Genomic DNA, 16,891 nt, shown 5'->3' with positions numbered 1-16,891 from the left:
GGGTGTCATGACTTGTCCTTGCCAAGGCCACTGCCGCCGGCCAGTTGAGTGCGCAGATTGCGGCGCGCGCGGGCCAGCAGACTTTCCAGCGCATCGACGCTGACGCCCATCAGGGCGGCCGCGTCGAGGTTCGACATTTCCTGGTAGTAGGTCAGCACGAGCGCCTCGCGCTGGCGTGCCGGCAACGCGGCAAGCGCCGCGCGAACCCGCTCGCTCTCGGCGCGCGCCTCGAGCCGGGCCTCGGGCGGCGCGGCGGGATCGGCCATGTCGGGCAGTTCGTCGTTCGGGTCTTCGCGCCGGCCGCGCAGACGGTCGTAGCAGAGATTGAGCGCGACGCGATGCATCCATGTGTCGAATTTCGCCTCGCCCTCGCGCCAGCGCGCCGCCTGCTTCCAGATTCGCACGAACACCTCCTGCGCGACATCCTCCGCTTCCATGCGATCGCCGAGCATGCGCGTGGCGAGCGCGAGCAGCCGCGGCAGCTTGCGCGCGACGAGCGAGCGAACCGCGCCGGGCTCCTCGCGGCCGACCTGGGCGATCAGCTCGGCGTCGGGATCGGGTGGGGCTTCGCTCAAGGCGCGGCGCTCCAGCGCGACATGACGCGGGTTGGCACGGACCGTCTCACTGCATGAAGATCGTTCACTCGCCGCCGCTCCTTCGCTCGTTGCGCCGCGCCTTGTACTGCGCCTGGTACCACGCCTTGTACCGCTTCATGCGCCGCGTGCTGTTCCGTCAACCCGGTCAATATACGACGATCCCCGGCCGGTAATAAGCCGGCCGCGCCGGGTACACCACACAGCCGGCGAGCGAGACCGCCAGCACAATCATCACGAGTATTTTCATGGCAAACCTGCCTCAGTGACTGAATGAGGCTTCGCGTCGACAAACGCGCAGCACGTTATGGGAAGCGGTGACACAGCCGCAAGACTCAAGTCCAATGCTCAGGCCCAATGCCCCTCGACCCAGCGCCAGTTCGGACCACGCTGCACCCAATGCCCGGGCACCCAGTGATAGCCGACGCGAACCGGCCGCCAGTACCCCGGCGCCCACACGTAACGGCCGTACCGCCAGTGCCAGTGGCCCTGATCCCATACATAGCCCGCCCGCGGCGCGGGAACGACTTCGACGCGCGGTGGCGGCGGCGCCATCGGCGCGATGATGATTTCGGCGCTGGCGGGCGCGGCCGTCAGCGTGGCGGCACAGCACAACGCGGCGGCGAGCGTGGAGCCCAGTAGGCGGGCGATGCGATTCGAGGTCATGTCGGTTTCTCCCCAAAGGACCAGAAAGAGCCGGAGCCTGAAAACGGCGCCGTTTCTGCTTGAACGCGGTGGCGGGAGAAATCCGTCGCCCGATTCGCGGGAAATGGCCGGTACGGTATCCTTGCCGCTTCAGCGACTCTTTTCCCTACACTGCCCGATGGCCGATTTCCCCTTCGATGCCGTGCTCTTCGATTGCGACGGCGTGCTCGTCGACTCCGAACCCATCACGAACCGCGTGCTCACCGAGATGCTCAGCGAGCTTGGCTGGCACCTGAGCGTCGAAGAGACGATGCGCATTTTCGTCGGCAAAGCCGTCAAGGACGAAGCCCCGCTGATCGAGGCACGCACCGGCTTCGCGATCACCACCGACTGGCTCATGCAGTTCCGCGCGCGGCGCAACGCGGCACTCGACGACGAATTACAGGCGATCGCCGGCGCGGGCGCGGTGGTGCGTTCGCTCCATGAAACGCTCGATGGACGCATTGCGGTCGCCTCGGGTGCGGACCGCGTCAAGGTCGAGTTGCAGCTCGCAAAGGCCGGCATGCTCGACTGCTTCGAAGGGCGCATCTTCAGCGGTCACGAGATGCCGCGCAGCAAGCCGTTTCCCGACGTGTATCTCGCGGCGGCCGCGGCGCTCGGCGTGGACCCGCAACGCTGCGCGGTGATCGAGGATACGGTGACGGGTGCGACTGCCGGAGTCGCGGCGGGTGCGACGGTGTTTGGTTACTGCCCGTCGCACCTGGCGCATAGCAGCGCAACCGCGTTGCATGGCGCGGGGGTCGTGCGGGTGTTCACGGATATGGCCGAGTTGCCCGGATTGCTGGCGGAGTGGGTCCGCGGGTGATCGGCTGGTTTGGTGGTTTGCTGATATGTCGAGGTGTTGGCGGTTCGACTCATGACGAGTCTCATCCCTGGCGACCTGTCGCGCTGCGACGAACCCGACCGCGCCGACGCGCAAACCGTACGCGGCAGCAACGCATGCTTCAAACGCGCAGAGCCCAACTGGTGTCACAACGAGCCGCCGCCGATGCGCGTCCCGCCGCACGGGAACCCCTGCCCGCCAGGACATCCCGGCTGCGGGCCGGTCCGTACGCCGATTTGCTACCCACAGCCGAGGCACACCGTGCCATTGTGAGCGCCACTGCGAACACCGCGCGTAGTACTGGCGCGCGCAGCAACGCAATCGCTGCGGCCCGTCTCGCGTGAACCGGCCGCCGCGTGCGCTTCACACGCTTATTCGAAGGCCGGATCGATCGGCACACGATAGCCGACCGCGAGCCGATTGGTTTCGTTGGCCATGCCGACGATCGCGAGCAGTTCGCCGAACATCTCGTCGGTCATGCCTGCGCGACGCGCTGCCGCCGTGTGACTCGCGACGCAGTAGCCACAGTTATTGGTCACACTGACCGCGACGTACAACAGCTCCTTGACGAGCGGATCGAGCGTGCCGGGCGCCATGACCTCCTTCAGACTGTCCCACGTGCGCGCGAGCGTCGGCGGATGTTGAGCGATGTACTTCCAGAAGTTGTTCACGTCGTCGACCTGGCGCATCTGCTTGATGTCGTCGTAGACGGCTTTGACTTCAGGCGATGCGTCGGTGTAGTCGACCGGGTTGGACTGGGACATGCATTCTCCGGGAGATAGAGCGGGGGGCTGAGTAATGGATAAGCGTGCAGATTTCCTTTATCAGTATATCCATAACCCTGCCCTTCCTGATATGCCACGCTCACTTCATGAAGAAAGCATCAACGGCGTTTGCCTGCCGTGAAACTTCAGGCACGTCTACTGCCCGAAATCATTCACGCGTTTCGAAGCGCATGCGCACCGATTCCAATGCCACTGGCAGACGCAGCGAGCGTGGCTTGCGCCTCGGCAGTTCGACAAAGTTCGTTGGGCCGGCATCAAGCCTTTGCCACACGCCCGTAAGTATCTTCAAACCGTACGATATCGTCCTCGCCAAGATAAGCGCCCGACTGCACCTCGATCAGTTCGAGCGGAATCTTGCCGGGGTTCATCAGCCGGTGCGTGACGCCGAGCGGGATGTAGGTCGACTGGTTCTCGGTCAGGATGATTTCCTTGTCGCCATTCGTGACGAGCGCAGTACCCTTGACGACGATCCAATGTTCCGCGCGATGATGATGCATCTGCAGACTCAGTTGCGCCCCCGGGCTGACAATAATGCGCTTGACCTGGAAACGATCGCCGTTGTCGATGCCCTCATAGGAACCCCATGGCCGCACCACCCGGCGATGCGTGACCGACTCGTGGCGCCCCATCTCGTTCAGTTGCGCGACGATCTTCTTCACCTCCTGCGCCTTGTCGCGATGCGCCACCAGCACGGCATCCGCGGTCTCGACGATGACGATGTTCTCCAGACCGATCGCGGCCACCAGCCGATGCTCGGCGCGAATATACGAATTGCTCACTGAATCTGTCAGCACGTCGCCGATCAGTGCGTTGTTCTGCGCGTCAAGCGCGGCGATATCGGCCAGCGCGGTCCACGAACCGATATCGTTCCAGCCGAGGTCGGCAACCGCGACCACGGCCGCGCGGTCGGTCTTCTCCATCACGGCGTGGTCGACGGAAATATTCGGGCATGCCGCAAACGCGCCGGCATCCAGCCGCACGAAATCGCTATCCTGCTGCGCGGCCTGCAGCGAAAGCTCAGCCTGCCGCGCGATGTCGGGTTCATAGCGCCGCAGTTCTTCCAGATACGTGGACGCCTTCAGCATGAACATGCCGCTGTTCCAGTAATAGCGGCCATCGTCGATAAAACGCTGCGCGGTGGCAGCGTCGGGCTTTTCGACGAACGAGTCGACCGCGAACACCGCTGCGTCGTCGATCAGCGGCGCGCCGGCGCGAATGTAGCCATAGCCGGTATGCGGCTCGGTTGGCGTAATACCGAACGTAACGAGACGTCCGTCTTTCGCGATATGCGCCGCGGCTTCCGCCGCCTTGACGAAGGCCGCCTCACCGGCGATCACATGATCGGACGGTAGCACGAGCAGCAACGCGTCCGGCCCGTCACGCAGCGCGAGCAGCGCCGCGGCGGCAATCGCCGGCGCGGTATTGCGGCTCACGGGTTCGAGCACGATTGCCGACGAGGTCACGTCGACCTGACGCAATTGTTCGGCCACGAGAAAGCGTTGCTCGTTGTTCGTGACGACGATAGGCGTGACGATATCGGCAATGCCGCCCAATCGCAGTGCGGTTTGCTGAACCAGCGTATGCTCCCCGGTCAGCTTCAGATACTGCTTCGGATATCCCCCACGCGACATCGGCCACAGCCGCGTGCCGCTGCCGCCGCAAAGAATCACTGGATGGATATGCATGATTTCATTCCTTGTATGTTTTCGTGAATCGACTGCATCGTAACGTCCGTGTCTGCCTCGCACGGGACCCTCATCAATCCTTGCCGGCCCACTCCAGCCGAACCGATTCCAGCTCACGTGGCAGGCGCTGCGAAACCGGAGCACGGCGCGGCAACTCGACAAAGCCGAGGCGCCGGTATAAATCGTAGGCGCGCGTATTGCTGACCAGCACGTCGAGCACGATCTGCCGCCGGCTTTCGCTGCTCGCGGCGCCACGTCCTTGCGCGGCCGTCGCCTCCGTGCGCATGGCATCGGCAAATAGCGCGCTGAACACCCCCGTACCACGCATCGGCTCGAACGTCGCGCAATGCGCGATCAGCGTTTGCGACGACTTCGGCGCCGGCAACTCGCTTTCCAGAACGAGCCCGCGCAACAGCATCCGGAGCGTGCGGCGCACGCCGAAAAACCGCAGCAGCATCAGTGCGGCATGCGGATCGTCGAGCCACGTGCCACGCCCATCATGCAGCGCCAGCACCGCGAGCGGCCGATCGTCCGAATGTACGGCCACACGATGACGCCGATGCGAAAAGCGTCCGGATTTCGACGCGAACGCAAAGGCCAGAAATGCGACGCACGTATCGGCCGGTTCGCCGAGAAAGAAGCTGAATTCGCGCACACCCGACGCGAAAATCAACGGCGCGCACGCTTTCGCGTCTTCCGCGCGCGCGGAGCGAAAGCGCAGCGAGACCGGTTCGTTGTCGCAAGGAAATGCACTCGCGCTTGCGGGTTCTACGGCGTACATGGTGAGATAAGTGTTGTTGTGGTGGCGTCAGCGAGGCAGACGTTTAAGTGCCGCAATGGTCCGGCTGATCTGCTCCGGCTCGTGCGTCGAGCAGATGAAAAATCGCAGACGCGCCGCTTTTTCCTCGACCGCCGGATAGAAAATCGGCTGCACGTTGATGCCGTCCGCGAACATCGCGTTGGCCCATTGCGCGGCTTTCAGCGTGCTGCCGGTAATGATCGGAATAACCGCATATCCCGCGCTCTTGCCGGTATCGAATCCCGCAGCGCGCGCTTCGTCGAGAAACTGCTGCCCGCGTGCGCGCAGTCGCGTCACCCGCTCGGGTTCCGCGGCCATGCATTCGAGCGCCGCGAGTGCCGCCGCCGCCAACGCGGGAGCGAGACCCACGCTGTACAGAAAGCCCGGCGCGAGATGCCGCAGGATGTCGATCAATGCCTGCGAACCGGCGATGAACCCGCCGCAGCCGGCCAGCGTCTTGCTCAGCGTGCCCATCCAGATGTCGACGTCGCCGCTTGCGACATCGCAATGCTCGCGCACGCCTTTGCCCCGCTCGCCCAGCACGCCGAGCGAATGCGCTTCATCGACCATCAGAAACGCCGCATGCCGGCGCTTGATATCGACGAACTGCGCGAGCTCGGGGATATCGCCATCCATGCTGTAGAGGCCCTCGATCGCGATCAGGACGCGCCTGTAATCGTGCCGCACGCGCGCGAGCAGCGCGTCGAGCGCTTGCCAGTCGTTGTGCGGAAAGCTCAGTCGTTTCGCGCCGCTCAACTGCGCGCCCTGCACGATGCTGTTGTGCGCGAGAGAATCGTGCACGATCAGATCGCCCGGGCCGAATAGCGAGCCGATCACCGTCACGTTGGTTGCATGACCGCTGACGAACACGACACAGTCGTCGACCTCGTAAAACGTCGCGAGCGCGGCTTCCAGCTCGCGCTGCACCGGGCGCTCTCCCGCCACCATGCGACTTGCCGATGCCGACGTGCCATAGCGGTCGATCGCCTCTTTCGCGCGCTCGCAGACGCGCGGATCGCCGGCCATTCCGAGGTAGTTATAGTTCGCGTAGTTCAGATACTCGACCCCGCCGATCCGCGTCGTCGCCCCCGCCACGCCTTCGTGCACGCGGAAGAAAGGCGACTGCACCCGCAGCGTGTCGCCCATCTGGCGCAATATTTCGACCTGCTGATAACCAGGCATGCTTTCGAAGCGGCACAGTTCGGCGCGCGCGGCATCCCGCGCGGCATCCCGCGCTGCGCCGGCACCTGCGGCCGGGAGCGGCACGCCCGGCGTATCCGCTTCTTCGGACACGCGTTCCAGTTGCCGCTTCAATGCCTTCGCGGCGAGTTGCTGACGAAGGTGATCGCCCAGTCCCATAGTGTTTCGCTCATCCCGTGTGCGAGCCCGTTCAGCTCGCGAATTCGGCCCATTCCCACGCATCGCAATCGGCGAGCAGCGCGGCAACGAGCCGGTAGTTCATTTCATGGCTTGGCCGCAGCGCGCGTACGCGGCCGAGCAACGGCGCACCGGCCATTGCCATGTCACCGACCAGATCGAGTACCCGGTGCCGGACGAATTCGTCGGGTACGCGCATGCCGCCCAGCACGCGATTGCCAACGATCGCCGCGGTACAGGACAACCGCGCGCCGCGCAGAATCGGCATGCCGCGCACGTAACCGGCGAGAATCGCGGGAATCGCCCATTTGACGCGCCCATACGAACGCGACGGCGCAATCTCGCCGGCAAAACTCGCCGGCGTTAGCGCGCCATCCCAGCGCAATTCGCCAAAGCCTTTCAGGTCATTGCGCACGGTCATTTCATAGGCGGACGCGGGTTCGACCGACAGGCTGCGTTCGTCGCGCGTGCCCGCGTCGTCCACGATTTCGACGGGACGCAGTACGCGAATGAAACGCTTCGCCTCAGGCAACTCGACGCGTCCGCACGCGCGAATGGCGTCGAGCCAGGGTTGCGCGCTGCCGTCGAGAATCGGCACTTCCTCGGCGTCCAGCTCGACCGTCGCGCGATCGATTTCACACGCCAGCAACGACGCGAGCAGGTGCTCGACCGTGCGCACGCGCACGCCCCCGGCCGACTCCAGCATCGTGCACAGCGGCTGAGCGCGCCGCCATGCCGGGCTCACTGCGAATTCGGCGAGCACCTTGCCCTGCTGCACGCGTCGAAACACGATGCTTCGTGGACTGTTCGACGTGCCAGGCAAAACGCGCACGTTCACGCGGCGGCCGGTGTGCAGCCCATGACCACTCAGCACGAGCTCGCGCGCGAGCGTTCCCTCCCGATGGCTCCAGCCCGCGGGCGCGTGCATCAGAGCAGCTCCGGCACGGCGCTCTGCGCCGACAACGCATCGGCCACGTCGGCCAGCGCATGCGTGCCGACGTCAAGCGCATGCTGCGCGGCAACCGCCGCAACTTGCGCGGCCATCTGCGCCGCGCCGCCTCCCGGCTCGGCTGTCTCGCCGTGCGTCTGGATCGATTCGACGATCCGTTGCGCGAGCGAATGCACGGTCGCGCCTTCGGCCATCGTCATGATCGACAGCTTGACCTCGAAGCGCTCCTCGACCGCCATCCCGAGCTCCATGCCCATCAACGAATCCATGCCCATGTCGAGAATCGAGCGACCGGTTTCGATTTTTTCCGGCGACATGTGCAGGATTCGCGCAATCTGCGCCTGCAGCGTTTCCTCGACCAGACGCAACGCATCGGCGAGCGGCATACCCGCGATCTGTTCACGCATCTGCACGCTGCCCTGACGCGCCGGTTCATGGCTGCCGCGCGCGTGCAGTTCGGCATAGCGATGCGCACGCGCCGCCGGCATGCCCAGCGCGAGCGCCTGCCAGTCGAGCCGCACCACGGCCTCGCCCGCGGTCATGCCGACCAGCGCGCGTTCGAGTGCCGCGAGCGCTTCAGCCGACGTGATCGACACGCCGCCAATACGCGCCTGCAATGCTTCACGCGTCCCCGCATTGCGCGCGAGGAAACCGACGTCGTCGAGCGGCCCCCACGCCATGCAGGTCCCCAGCAAACCGGCTGCGCGACGCTGCGCGACCAGCGCTTCGAGGAAGCTGTTCGCCGCCACGTAACTCGATTGTCCCGGATTGCCGAGGAAGGTCGTCGCCGACGAATAGAGCACGAAGCAATCGAGTTTCATGCCGAGCGTCGCGCGATGCAGATTCCACGCGCCGGCAACCTTCGGCGCGAGCACCGCGGTAAAACGCTCGTCGTCGAGATTGCGCACGAGACCATCGTCGATGACCATCGCCGAGTGCAGCACGCCTTTGAGCGGCGTGCCGCGTTGCGCGATATCCGCGAGCAACGCGTCGAGCGCGCCCGCGTCGGTGACATCGCACGCCACCGTGCTCACTTCTGCGCCGGTCTGCGCCTGCCAGCTCGCGACTTCGCCGGCGAGTTCCGGCGCAAGGACGCCGGAGCGGCTTGCCAGCGTGAGATGACGCGCACCGCGCGACAGCATCCAGCGCGCCGTGGCGAAACCGAGCCCGCCCGTGCCGCCGACGATCAGATACGCGGCGGCCGGATCGAGTTGCAGCGCGAGCGCCTCTTCGATGGGCCGCGCGGGGCTCGGCGTACCAGCCGGATACGTGACGAGAATCTTGCCGATCTGCCGCGCCTGCTGCATGTGGCGGAAGGCCTCTTCAACGCGCTCGGCCGCAAATGCGCGATAGGGCAGCGGATGCAGCGTGCCGTCCGCGAACAGCCGCATCACGTCGTCGAACAGACGCGCGGTGAGTTCCGGCAGCGCACTCATCAACTGGTCGGCATCGATGCCGAAATAGCTGATGTTGTTGCGGAACGGCCTGAGCCCGATGCGGCTGTTTTCATAGAAATCACGCTTGCCGAGTTCAAGGAAACGGCCAAACGGACGCAGCGTGTCGATACTGCGCACCATCGCTTCCCCGGCCAGCGAATTGAGCACGATGTCGACGCCCGCGCCTTGCGTGCGCTCGTGGATTTCGTCGGCAAACGCGAGGCTGCGCGAGTCGAGCACGTGGTCCGCGCCGAGCAGACGCACGAACTCACGCTTCTCGCGGCTGCCCGCCGTGGCAAACACCTCCGCGCCCAGATGCTTCGCGAGCTGTATCGCCGCGATCCCCACGCCGCCCGCGGCCCCATGCACGAGCACCCGCTCGCCACGCCGCAAACGCGCCAGCTCGCACAAGGCGTAGTACGCGGTGAAGAATGTGGTCGGCACCGTCGCCGCCTCTTCGAACGTGAGACGCACAGGCTTGTGCGCGATCGCCTCCGCTTTCGTGTACACACGGCTCGCGAACGACGCGGGTGCAAAGCCGAGCACGGCATCGCCCGCCGCGAAGTTCTGCACGCGAGCGCCAACCCGCGTGACACGCCCGGACAGTTCCATGCCGATCGTCGCGCCCGCGAAGCCGTTTTCGACCGCTTCGTCCGAGAGCAGACCCATCGCGTACATCACGTCGCGGAAATTCAGACCCGTTGCGACCGGCTCGATTTCCACTTCATCCGCCGCGAGTTCGCGAGGCGGCAGCGCGAACCATTCGAGATTGCGCAACGAACCCGGCGACGCGAAACCCAGCACCGCCGCTTCGTTGCGCGCGCGCAGCGGTTCGGCTGCCGTGCCGCGCAACGCCGCGTTCGCCGCCGGCAACATCCGCGTCACGTAACGGCCATGCGCCGTCAGCAGCACTTCTTCCTCGCCGTCGGACATCAGCAATTCGCGCGCAAGCAGAGCGGCTGCGTCGCCCTTCGCCGGGGATACGTCGATCAGGCGGCACGCCAGTTCGGGATGTTCGTTGGCCAGCACGCGGCCGAGCCCCCACAGCGCGGCCTGCTCGGGACGCAACGCTGCGGCATCGGTGAATGGCGCCGCGACGGGCGCACCGCCGCGCGTGATGATCCAGAGTTGCGGCCGGATCACGTCCGACACCGCGGCCAGATCGCGCACGAGCCGAGCGAGCGCAAGCGTGGTCTGCTGCTGCGCGCGCATGACTTCGGCGCCGTCGGCCGCGGCGGACAACGGCTCGTCCGGCGCGATGAACACGACGTGACACGCGGCACCCATCGGCGTCGCCAGTTTGCTGATATCGTGATGCACCGCTTGCAGCGTGGCGCTCGACGCGGTGTGACCGGCCGCTTGCAGCGCCGCGGCCAAGGTATCAGCGACGGCGTTCGGCGTTGCGCACAGCAGCGACCAATGCGTGGGCAATGGGCGGACCTGGCTCGCCTCGACCGCATCCGCAACCGCCAGCGGCGCGCGCGCGACCAGCAGTGTGGGCGCCCCCTCGAGATCGAGCCCGAGCTCCGCATATCGCGCGACCTGTTCGAAGCCCGCGTCCTTGAATAGCTGCGTCAGCGCCTGCGGCGACAGCCATGCCGCGCGCCGCGCGTGAGCGAGCGCGGCGTGCGCGTCGAGGTCGAAGACGATATCGGCGAAACGGCTGTTGCGCGGCTCCGCGACGATGACCAGGGCGCCCGGAGCCAGCCAGCCGCGCAACGCGGCCAGCAACGCACGCGGCTCGCTCTGCTCGGCCAGCACATGGCTTGCCACGACGACGTCGTAGCGTTCGCTTGCGTCCACGCCCGAAAGCTGCGGTGTCGCGCCGAACTCGACGGTTGCGATACGCAGCGACGGATGCTCGCCGGCATCGAAGCCGCTCAACTGCTCACGCGTACCCGCGATCGTATAGTCGCAACGCGAAGCGGGCATGTGCACCGCAAGCGGTTGCAACACGTCGCTCAGCGGCGAATCGAGTTCGAGCACACGCAGGCGGCGCGGCTCGCTCCAGCCTTCGATCAGCCGATGCAGGCATGCGCCGGTCAGCGCGTTTACATGCGCCCATGTCGGCGACGCCTCGAAGAAATGCTCGACGAGGCTGCTGCGCGCGGACGGCAGAATCTGCGCCCCGCTCACCTCGCCGCGTAACACCGCGGGCAACGCCGCACCGCAGTGTGCGAGCAGCGTCAGCTCCGCGACGTGCGTGGGCGACTGCGCCAGCATGTCCCGCCACAACTCGTCGATGCCGGGCAGGTTCGCGCAGGCCTCGTCGTCGCGTACGAGACGCGTGCCGTCGTATCGCGCGAGCCCGTCTTCGACGGCGATCTGCGCGAGTCGAGCCAGCAATACGGGGTTCGCGCAGTCGGGCAGCGCCGGCTGTTCGAACACGTTCAACGCATCGAGTGCGCGCAATGCGTACGCGCCCGCGAGCACGTCGAGCAACGGCAGCATCTCCGTCAAATGCAGGTGTCGGCGCGCTTCGTCCTCTCGCTCGGCGAGAGCCGTGGTCGCGTCCGCGAGCAATGCGGCCGGCCTGGGCAAGGTGTGCGCGTCGACATCGCCGGCGAGCGGTTTGGCTTCGACGATATACGTGTAGTGTCCGGGCGCCTGCTGACGCCGGCCCATCAAATCGACGCGGCGGAACCGGCACGCACTCAGACGCGCGACGATCACGCCTTGCGCATCGGCCAATTCGAACGACGCGACGACCGAATGCGGACTGCGCCGCTCGATGCGCGCAAGCACGTAGTGGACAGCATCGCCGCGCAGATAGTCGATGCGGCCCATTTGCACCGGAACATAGGCCGCCTGCCCGGCCTCGCCCTGCTCCGAGGCGAGCAGGGCGAATAGTGGATGAAACCCGCTGTCCATCAGCGCCGGATGCAGCGCATACGCATTGGCGGCCTCGGCAGATTGTGCGAGCACGGCCGGCATTTCCACTTCGGCGAGTGCGATAGCGGCGTTCGCATCGACATGCACCGCGCGCACCCAGCGGAACGCGGGTCCATAGCTCAGGCCGATCGCGGCGGTGTTCGCATACAACGCGTCACCGGACATTGCCGGCCGCGCCAGCAGATCGATCATCGCGGTGCAAGGCAAAGTGTGCGCCGTGCCGTTTCCATCACGCCCGCTACCCGCGCCCAGCGCGCAACCGCTGGCGAGCAGACGCCCCGTGACGTTCAGTGACCACGCCTCGTCGGACATGCGATCGCGCGTTTCGATCGTGAAGCCCGCAGTGCGCACGTCGACGGTGAAGCGAAACAGCTTCGCATGCTGCGGCTGAAATACGACCGGCAGACGGATTTCAATATTTTCGACCGCACAGCTCGTCGTGCCGAAATGCACGCGCGCGGCAGCCAGCGCCATCTCCACGTAGCCCGCGCCGGGAAACGCCGCGCCGCCGTCGACCACGTGATCGGCAAGCATCGGCAGGCTCGCGGGATCGAGCTGGTTTTCCCATGCGAGCGCATGTTCACGCAGACGATAACCGAGCAGCGGATGTTCGCGGCGCCGGTTGACGAGGTTATAAGCCTCGGCGGTCGGGCCAAGCCAATGGCGCTCGTGCTGCCAGGGATAGGACGGCAGACGCACACGTTTGCCTGATGGAGCGAAACAGTCGACGCTTACGTGTACGCCGTTTGCGACCATGGCGTAGATCGCGTTATGCAGCATCTTTGCGTCGTCGTGCTGGCGCTTGAGCGTCGGCAGCGAGCGACCGGCGATGCGCGCCTCGTCGAGCGTTTGCGTCACGTAAGTGCGCAGAATCGAATGCGGGCCGATTTCGAGGAACAGGCGCACACCCTTTTCGGCAATTCGCGCGATAGCCTCGCCGAAACGCACCGGCTCGCGGATATTGCGCCACCAGTAACGCGCGTCCAGCTCGCTACCCGCGAGCTCGCCCCCCGTCACCGTCGAGACGAAGCTGCGCGTGGCGGCATTCGGCGCGAGGTCCGCAAGGCCCGTGAGCACGTCCGATTCGATCGGGTCCATCTGTCGGCTGTGGAACGCGTAGTCGAGATCGAGCATCTGGAAGAAACGGCCGCCCGCTTTCACCGCGGCGTCGAGCGTTTGCAGCGCATCGAGCGGGCCGGCAAGCGTCACCGCCTGCGGGCTATTGACGCCGGCGATTTCCACCGTCGTGTCCAGCCCCGCCTGCTCGATCAGCGTACGCATCGCCGCTTCGCCGAGACCCGCGGCCGCCATTCTGCCGGCGCCACGCGTGCTCGCCTGCGCGCGACTGCGAATCCGGATCACGTGCACGGCCTGCTCCAGCGTCAACGCCCCCGCCGCCCACGCCGCCGCGACTTCGCCGACGCTATGGCCGACGCACACGTCATACACCACACCGCGCGCGTCGAGCACGCGCACCACGCCGACCTGAATCGCGAACAGCAGCGGCTGCGCATGCTCGGTGGCGGCAAGACATTCGACGCCCACACCTTCGCGCAACACGTCGAGCAACGAAGGGCTGCCGTCAGCGCGCCAGAGTGCGTCGAGTTCCTCGAGCGCGGCGGCGAATACGGGCTCCTGGTCGAGCAACTGCTTGCCCATGCCGGCCCACTGCGAACCGTTGCCGGAAAACACGAGCGCGAGGCGGCCGTCGTCGCCAGGTGCTTCACCGCGCACGAGCACCGCTTCCGTGTGCTCCGATGCCGCCTCGGTCAGCGCGGCGAGCGCCGCCCGAGCTTCAGCGTCTGTCGACGGCGCGACGATCGCGCGGTGCTTGAGCCATTGACGCCGGTGCGCGGCGTTGGCTGCCAGCAGATTCCACGGCGTGCCGTTATCGAGCGCGCTCAGATAGCGAGCTGCGAGTTGCGGCAACGCGGCCGCGGCGCGCGTCGACAGAATGAGCGGCAGCGGCGTTCCGCCGGCTTCGTCGGCTTCCGCTTTGATTGCAGCCGCGGGGGGCGCGGCAGGCGCTTCGCGCAGCACGACATGCGCGTTCGTGCCGCCGAAACCGAACGAGTTGACGCCGACCACGAGCGGCTCGGCGGCCCCATCGGGCGATTCGAGCGACGTCAAACGATCGACCACGCGCAACCGGCCGCCGACGAAATCGATCGCCGGATTGGGGGTTTCGAAATGCAGCGTTTTCGGCACCGCGCGATGTTTCAGGCACAGGATCGCCTTGATCAAACCCGCCATGCCCGAAGCGGTTTCAAGGTGCCCGACATTGGTTTTCACGGAACCGATCAGCAGCGGCCGATCGGCCGGCCGCCCCGCCGACGCGACCTCCATCAACGCACGCGCCTCGATCGGATCGCCGACCGCGGTGCCGGTGCCGTGCGCCTCGACATAAGCGAGCGAACGCGGATCGACGCCGGCGCGCTGGTAGACCATGCGCAGCAGCGCCGCCTGGGTCGCCGCGCCCGGCACGCTGATGCCGCCCTGCGAATAGCCATCCGAGTTCACGCCCGTACCGGCAATCACCGCGTGGATCGTATCGCCGTCGGCCAGGGCGCGCTCCAGCGTCTTCAGCATGACGAGCGCGCCGCCTTCCGAGCGGACATAACCGTCGCCCGTGGCGTCGAACGCGCGGCAGCGGCCACGCGGCGACAGCATCGAGGCCTTCGAGAACGTCACGAAACCGAACGGATGCAGCAGCAGATTGACACCGCCCGCGAGCGCCACGTCGGCGTCGCCCGCCTGCAGCGCCTGACACGCCTGGTGCAGCGCGACCAGCGACGACGAGCAGGCGGTGTCGACCGACACGCTCGGCCCGCGCAGATCGAACAGATACGACAGACGGTTCGACGCGATGCTGAGCGTGTTGCCCGTTGCCGAATAAGGATCAATTGCGTTCAGATCGTCGACGAAACGGTTGCCGTAGTCCGGACTCGCGACGCCGACATACACCGCGCAGTTGCTGCCTTCCATCTCGCGCGGACGCACGCCCGCATCCTCGAAGGTTTCCCAGGCGAGTTCGAGCAGCAGACGTTGCTGCGGGTCCATCTGCTGCGCTTCACGCGGTGAAATACCGAAGAACGACGCATCGAAACCGGCGACGTCGTCGAGTACGCCGGCGGAAAACGTATAGCTCTTGCCCGCCTCGCGCTTCGACGGATGCCGGTAAAACTCCGTGCCGAAACGGTCGGCCGGCACTTGCGTGACCGCGTCTTTTTCATCGCGCAGCAATGCCCAGAAATCTTCCGGACTTTGTACATGGCCTGGGAAGCGGCAGGCCATCCCCACAATCGCAATCTGTTTCTTCATCGTTCTTCTGTCGTGTGCAGGCTACGCGCTGGTGTCTCGCCCGGTATCGCCGGCGCAAGCGCCTTGACGAGCGCGACACCGAGTTGCCCCGCGCTCAGATCTTCCCGGGTCGCCGACGCATCGCCGTAGTTGCGCCAGATAAAGTAGTCGCTGCAAGCCGGCTCCTTGCCGAGCGCCGCATAGACATGCGAAAGCGCCGGCACGTGATCGCCGTAAAAACACAGCACCGTCTCGCGGCGCCGCGCGCGCAGCGCGGCGAGCAGGCGGCCCAGCATCGCGTCGGCGTTGGCGAGGTGGCGCAGATAAGCGGTCAGATCGCGCCACTGCGCAGCGTCGCCAAGCGAGTGAAAGGCCGTGCTTTCGCCCGCCTGCACTGTTTCCAGATGCAGCGGGCCGTGGTTTTCCATCGTCATCGAAAAGATGAACGCGGGGTCGGCACGTGTTTCGTCGAGTGCGTCGATGATCGCGTCGGCAACCGCCATGTCGGCAACATAAGGGCCCGCGCGCGGCGCGTCGGCGAATGCCTCGATGTCGACGAACCGGTCGATCTGAAGATGCCTGAACGCCCGCGCGCGGCCGAAGAAATCCGCGTAATACGGGTGAATCGCCAGGGTTTGGTAGCCGCCACGCTTGAACCATGACGCAAGCGACATGCTCGCGCGCCGCACGAACGCATACGGATAGAAGCGCGCGTAGCCGAGCCGGTCCTGATCGGCGCCCGTCAGCACCGCGAATTCCGTGCGCATCGTATTCGCGCCCCACGCGGGCACCGTGAGTTCACCGTGCTGCACCGACTCGCGGCGCGCCGTATCGAAGTTGCGCAGGATCGATGGATCGATGGCCAGGGACAGACGCCGCGCGTCGAAAAAGGACTCGCTCTGGATCAGGATGACGTCGGGCGTCGTCATCGGCATGCCCTTGGCGAACGGGCCGGCGGCGAGCGCGGCGCGCAATTGTCGTGCGGTGGCCGGCCTCATGCCGTTCAGCAGATACGCGATTAAAACCGCGAAAAATCCGTGGCGTCGCTGATCGTCGGCGGCATGCAGCGTAAGCGGCAAACGCGCGGCGCACGCGTAAGCGGCGGACAGGCACGCGCCGGCGGCAAGCAGCAGCGCGCCCGTGGGCCGATGCGGCAGTGGTGCGTCCGCCAGAAACGCCGCGACCACCACGACGGCGCCGAGCACGATTGCCGCAACGGTACCGGCGCTCAGAAACGGCAGATAAAGACGCGGATGAGCGAAAAGCTGGCTGAAAAGGCTCAGATCGGTAAACACGAAAGGCTCGCGCAGCGACGTGTATTTCGCGTTGCTGACGCCCGCCAGCAGCGCCACCAAGGCGATCGCAACGAAGGCTGCAAAGCGCACGCGCCCGGTAAGCAGCACGAGACATGTGCAGATGAATCCGATCGCCGCGACGTGCAGCGCGAACGCGAGCGGCAAGCGGCGCAACGACGCGCGCGGCTTCGCAAGCGCTTCAGGCAGAAGCGCGACGCCGGCCGCGGCAGCGAAGTCGAGCGCGAGCATCGC

Annotated in this window: 9 protein-coding genes and 1 pseudogene; 1 reads left to right on the top strand and 9 read right to left on the bottom strand. The window is 66.0% G+C overall.

The window, feature by feature from the left end:
• Positions 1–5: 5 nt before the first annotated feature.
• Together G3N58_RS24375 and G3N58_RS24370 are read right to left on the bottom strand one after the other, a co-directional pair.
• A pseudogene (locus tag G3N58_RS24375) lies at positions 6–599 on the bottom strand (RNA polymerase sigma factor); the annotation flags it as partial.
• A gap of 342 nt (positions 600–941) precedes the next feature.
• Positions 942–1,259, bottom strand: coding sequence for a YXWGXW repeat-containing protein (locus tag G3N58_RS24370; RefSeq protein WP_167049412.1), 318 nt, complete (start codon positions 1,257–1,259; stop codon positions 942–944).
• A 157-nt stretch (positions 1,260–1,416) separates the two neighbouring features.
• On the opposite strand from G3N58_RS24370, the gene G3N58_RS24365 reads away from it, so the two are divergent.
• Positions 1,417–2,103 carry an HAD family phosphatase gene (locus G3N58_RS24365; RefSeq protein WP_206000411.1) on the top strand — a complete coding sequence of 229 codons (687 nt, stop codon included), beginning with the start codon at positions 1,417–1,419 and terminating at the stop codon, positions 2,101–2,103.
• 389 nt (positions 2,104–2,492) lie between these two features.
• On the opposite strand, the gene G3N58_RS24360 is transcribed toward G3N58_RS24365, so the two are convergent.
• The 7 genes from G3N58_RS24360 to G3N58_RS24330 all read right to left on the bottom strand — a co-directional run bounded on the left by G3N58_RS24360 (position 2,493) and on the right by G3N58_RS24330 (position 16,888).
• Positions 2,493–2,885 carry a carboxymuconolactone decarboxylase family protein gene (locus tag G3N58_RS24360; RefSeq protein ID WP_167049416.1) on the bottom strand — a complete coding sequence of 131 codons (393 nt, stop codon included), beginning with the start codon at positions 2,883–2,885 and terminating at the stop codon, positions 2,493–2,495.
• Positions 2,886–3,160: 275 nt separating this feature from the next.
• Complete coding sequence (locus G3N58_RS24355; RefSeq protein WP_167049418.1) at positions 3,161–4,591, bottom strand: mannose-1-phosphate guanylyltransferase/mannose-6-phosphate isomerase; 1,431 nt, start codon at positions 4,589–4,591, stop codon at positions 3,161–3,163.
• 73 nt (positions 4,592–4,664) lie between these two features.
• A complete protein-coding gene (locus G3N58_RS24350) occupies positions 4,665–5,372 on the bottom strand; it encodes an N-acetyltransferase (RefSeq protein ID WP_167284979.1) in 708 nt (235 codons plus the stop codon).
• Positions 5,373–5,399: 27 nt separating this feature from the next.
• Positions 5,400–6,749: an aminotransferase class I/II-fold pyridoxal phosphate-dependent enzyme gene (locus G3N58_RS24345; protein WP_206000410.1), complete on the bottom strand. Its 1,350-nt coding sequence runs from the start codon at positions 6,747–6,749 to the stop codon at positions 5,400–5,402.
• Positions 6,750–6,780: 31 nt separating this feature from the next.
• Complete coding sequence (locus G3N58_RS24340) at positions 6,781–7,695, bottom strand: UDP-3-O-acyl N-acetylglycosamine deacetylase (protein ID WP_167049422.1); 915 nt, start codon at positions 7,693–7,695, stop codon at positions 6,781–6,783.
• Complete coding sequence (locus G3N58_RS24335) at positions 7,695–15,365, bottom strand: type I polyketide synthase (RefSeq protein WP_206000409.1); 7,671 nt, start codon at positions 15,363–15,365, stop codon at positions 7,695–7,697. Before G3N58_RS24335 ends, G3N58_RS24340 begins: the two co-directional genes overlap by 1 nt.
• Complete coding sequence (locus G3N58_RS24330; RefSeq protein WP_206000412.1) at positions 15,362–16,888, bottom strand: LTA synthase family protein; 1,527 nt, start codon at positions 16,886–16,888, stop codon at positions 15,362–15,364. Before G3N58_RS24330 ends, G3N58_RS24335 begins: the two co-directional genes overlap by 4 nt.
• Positions 16,889–16,891 lie beyond the last annotated feature (3 nt).

Source organism: Paraburkholderia sp. Ac-20342 (assembly GCF_017104985.1).
Classification (GTDB): Bacteria; Pseudomonadota; Gammaproteobacteria; order Burkholderiales; family Burkholderiaceae; genus Paraburkholderia.
This window is presented reverse-complemented; position numbering and strand designations above follow the sequence as displayed.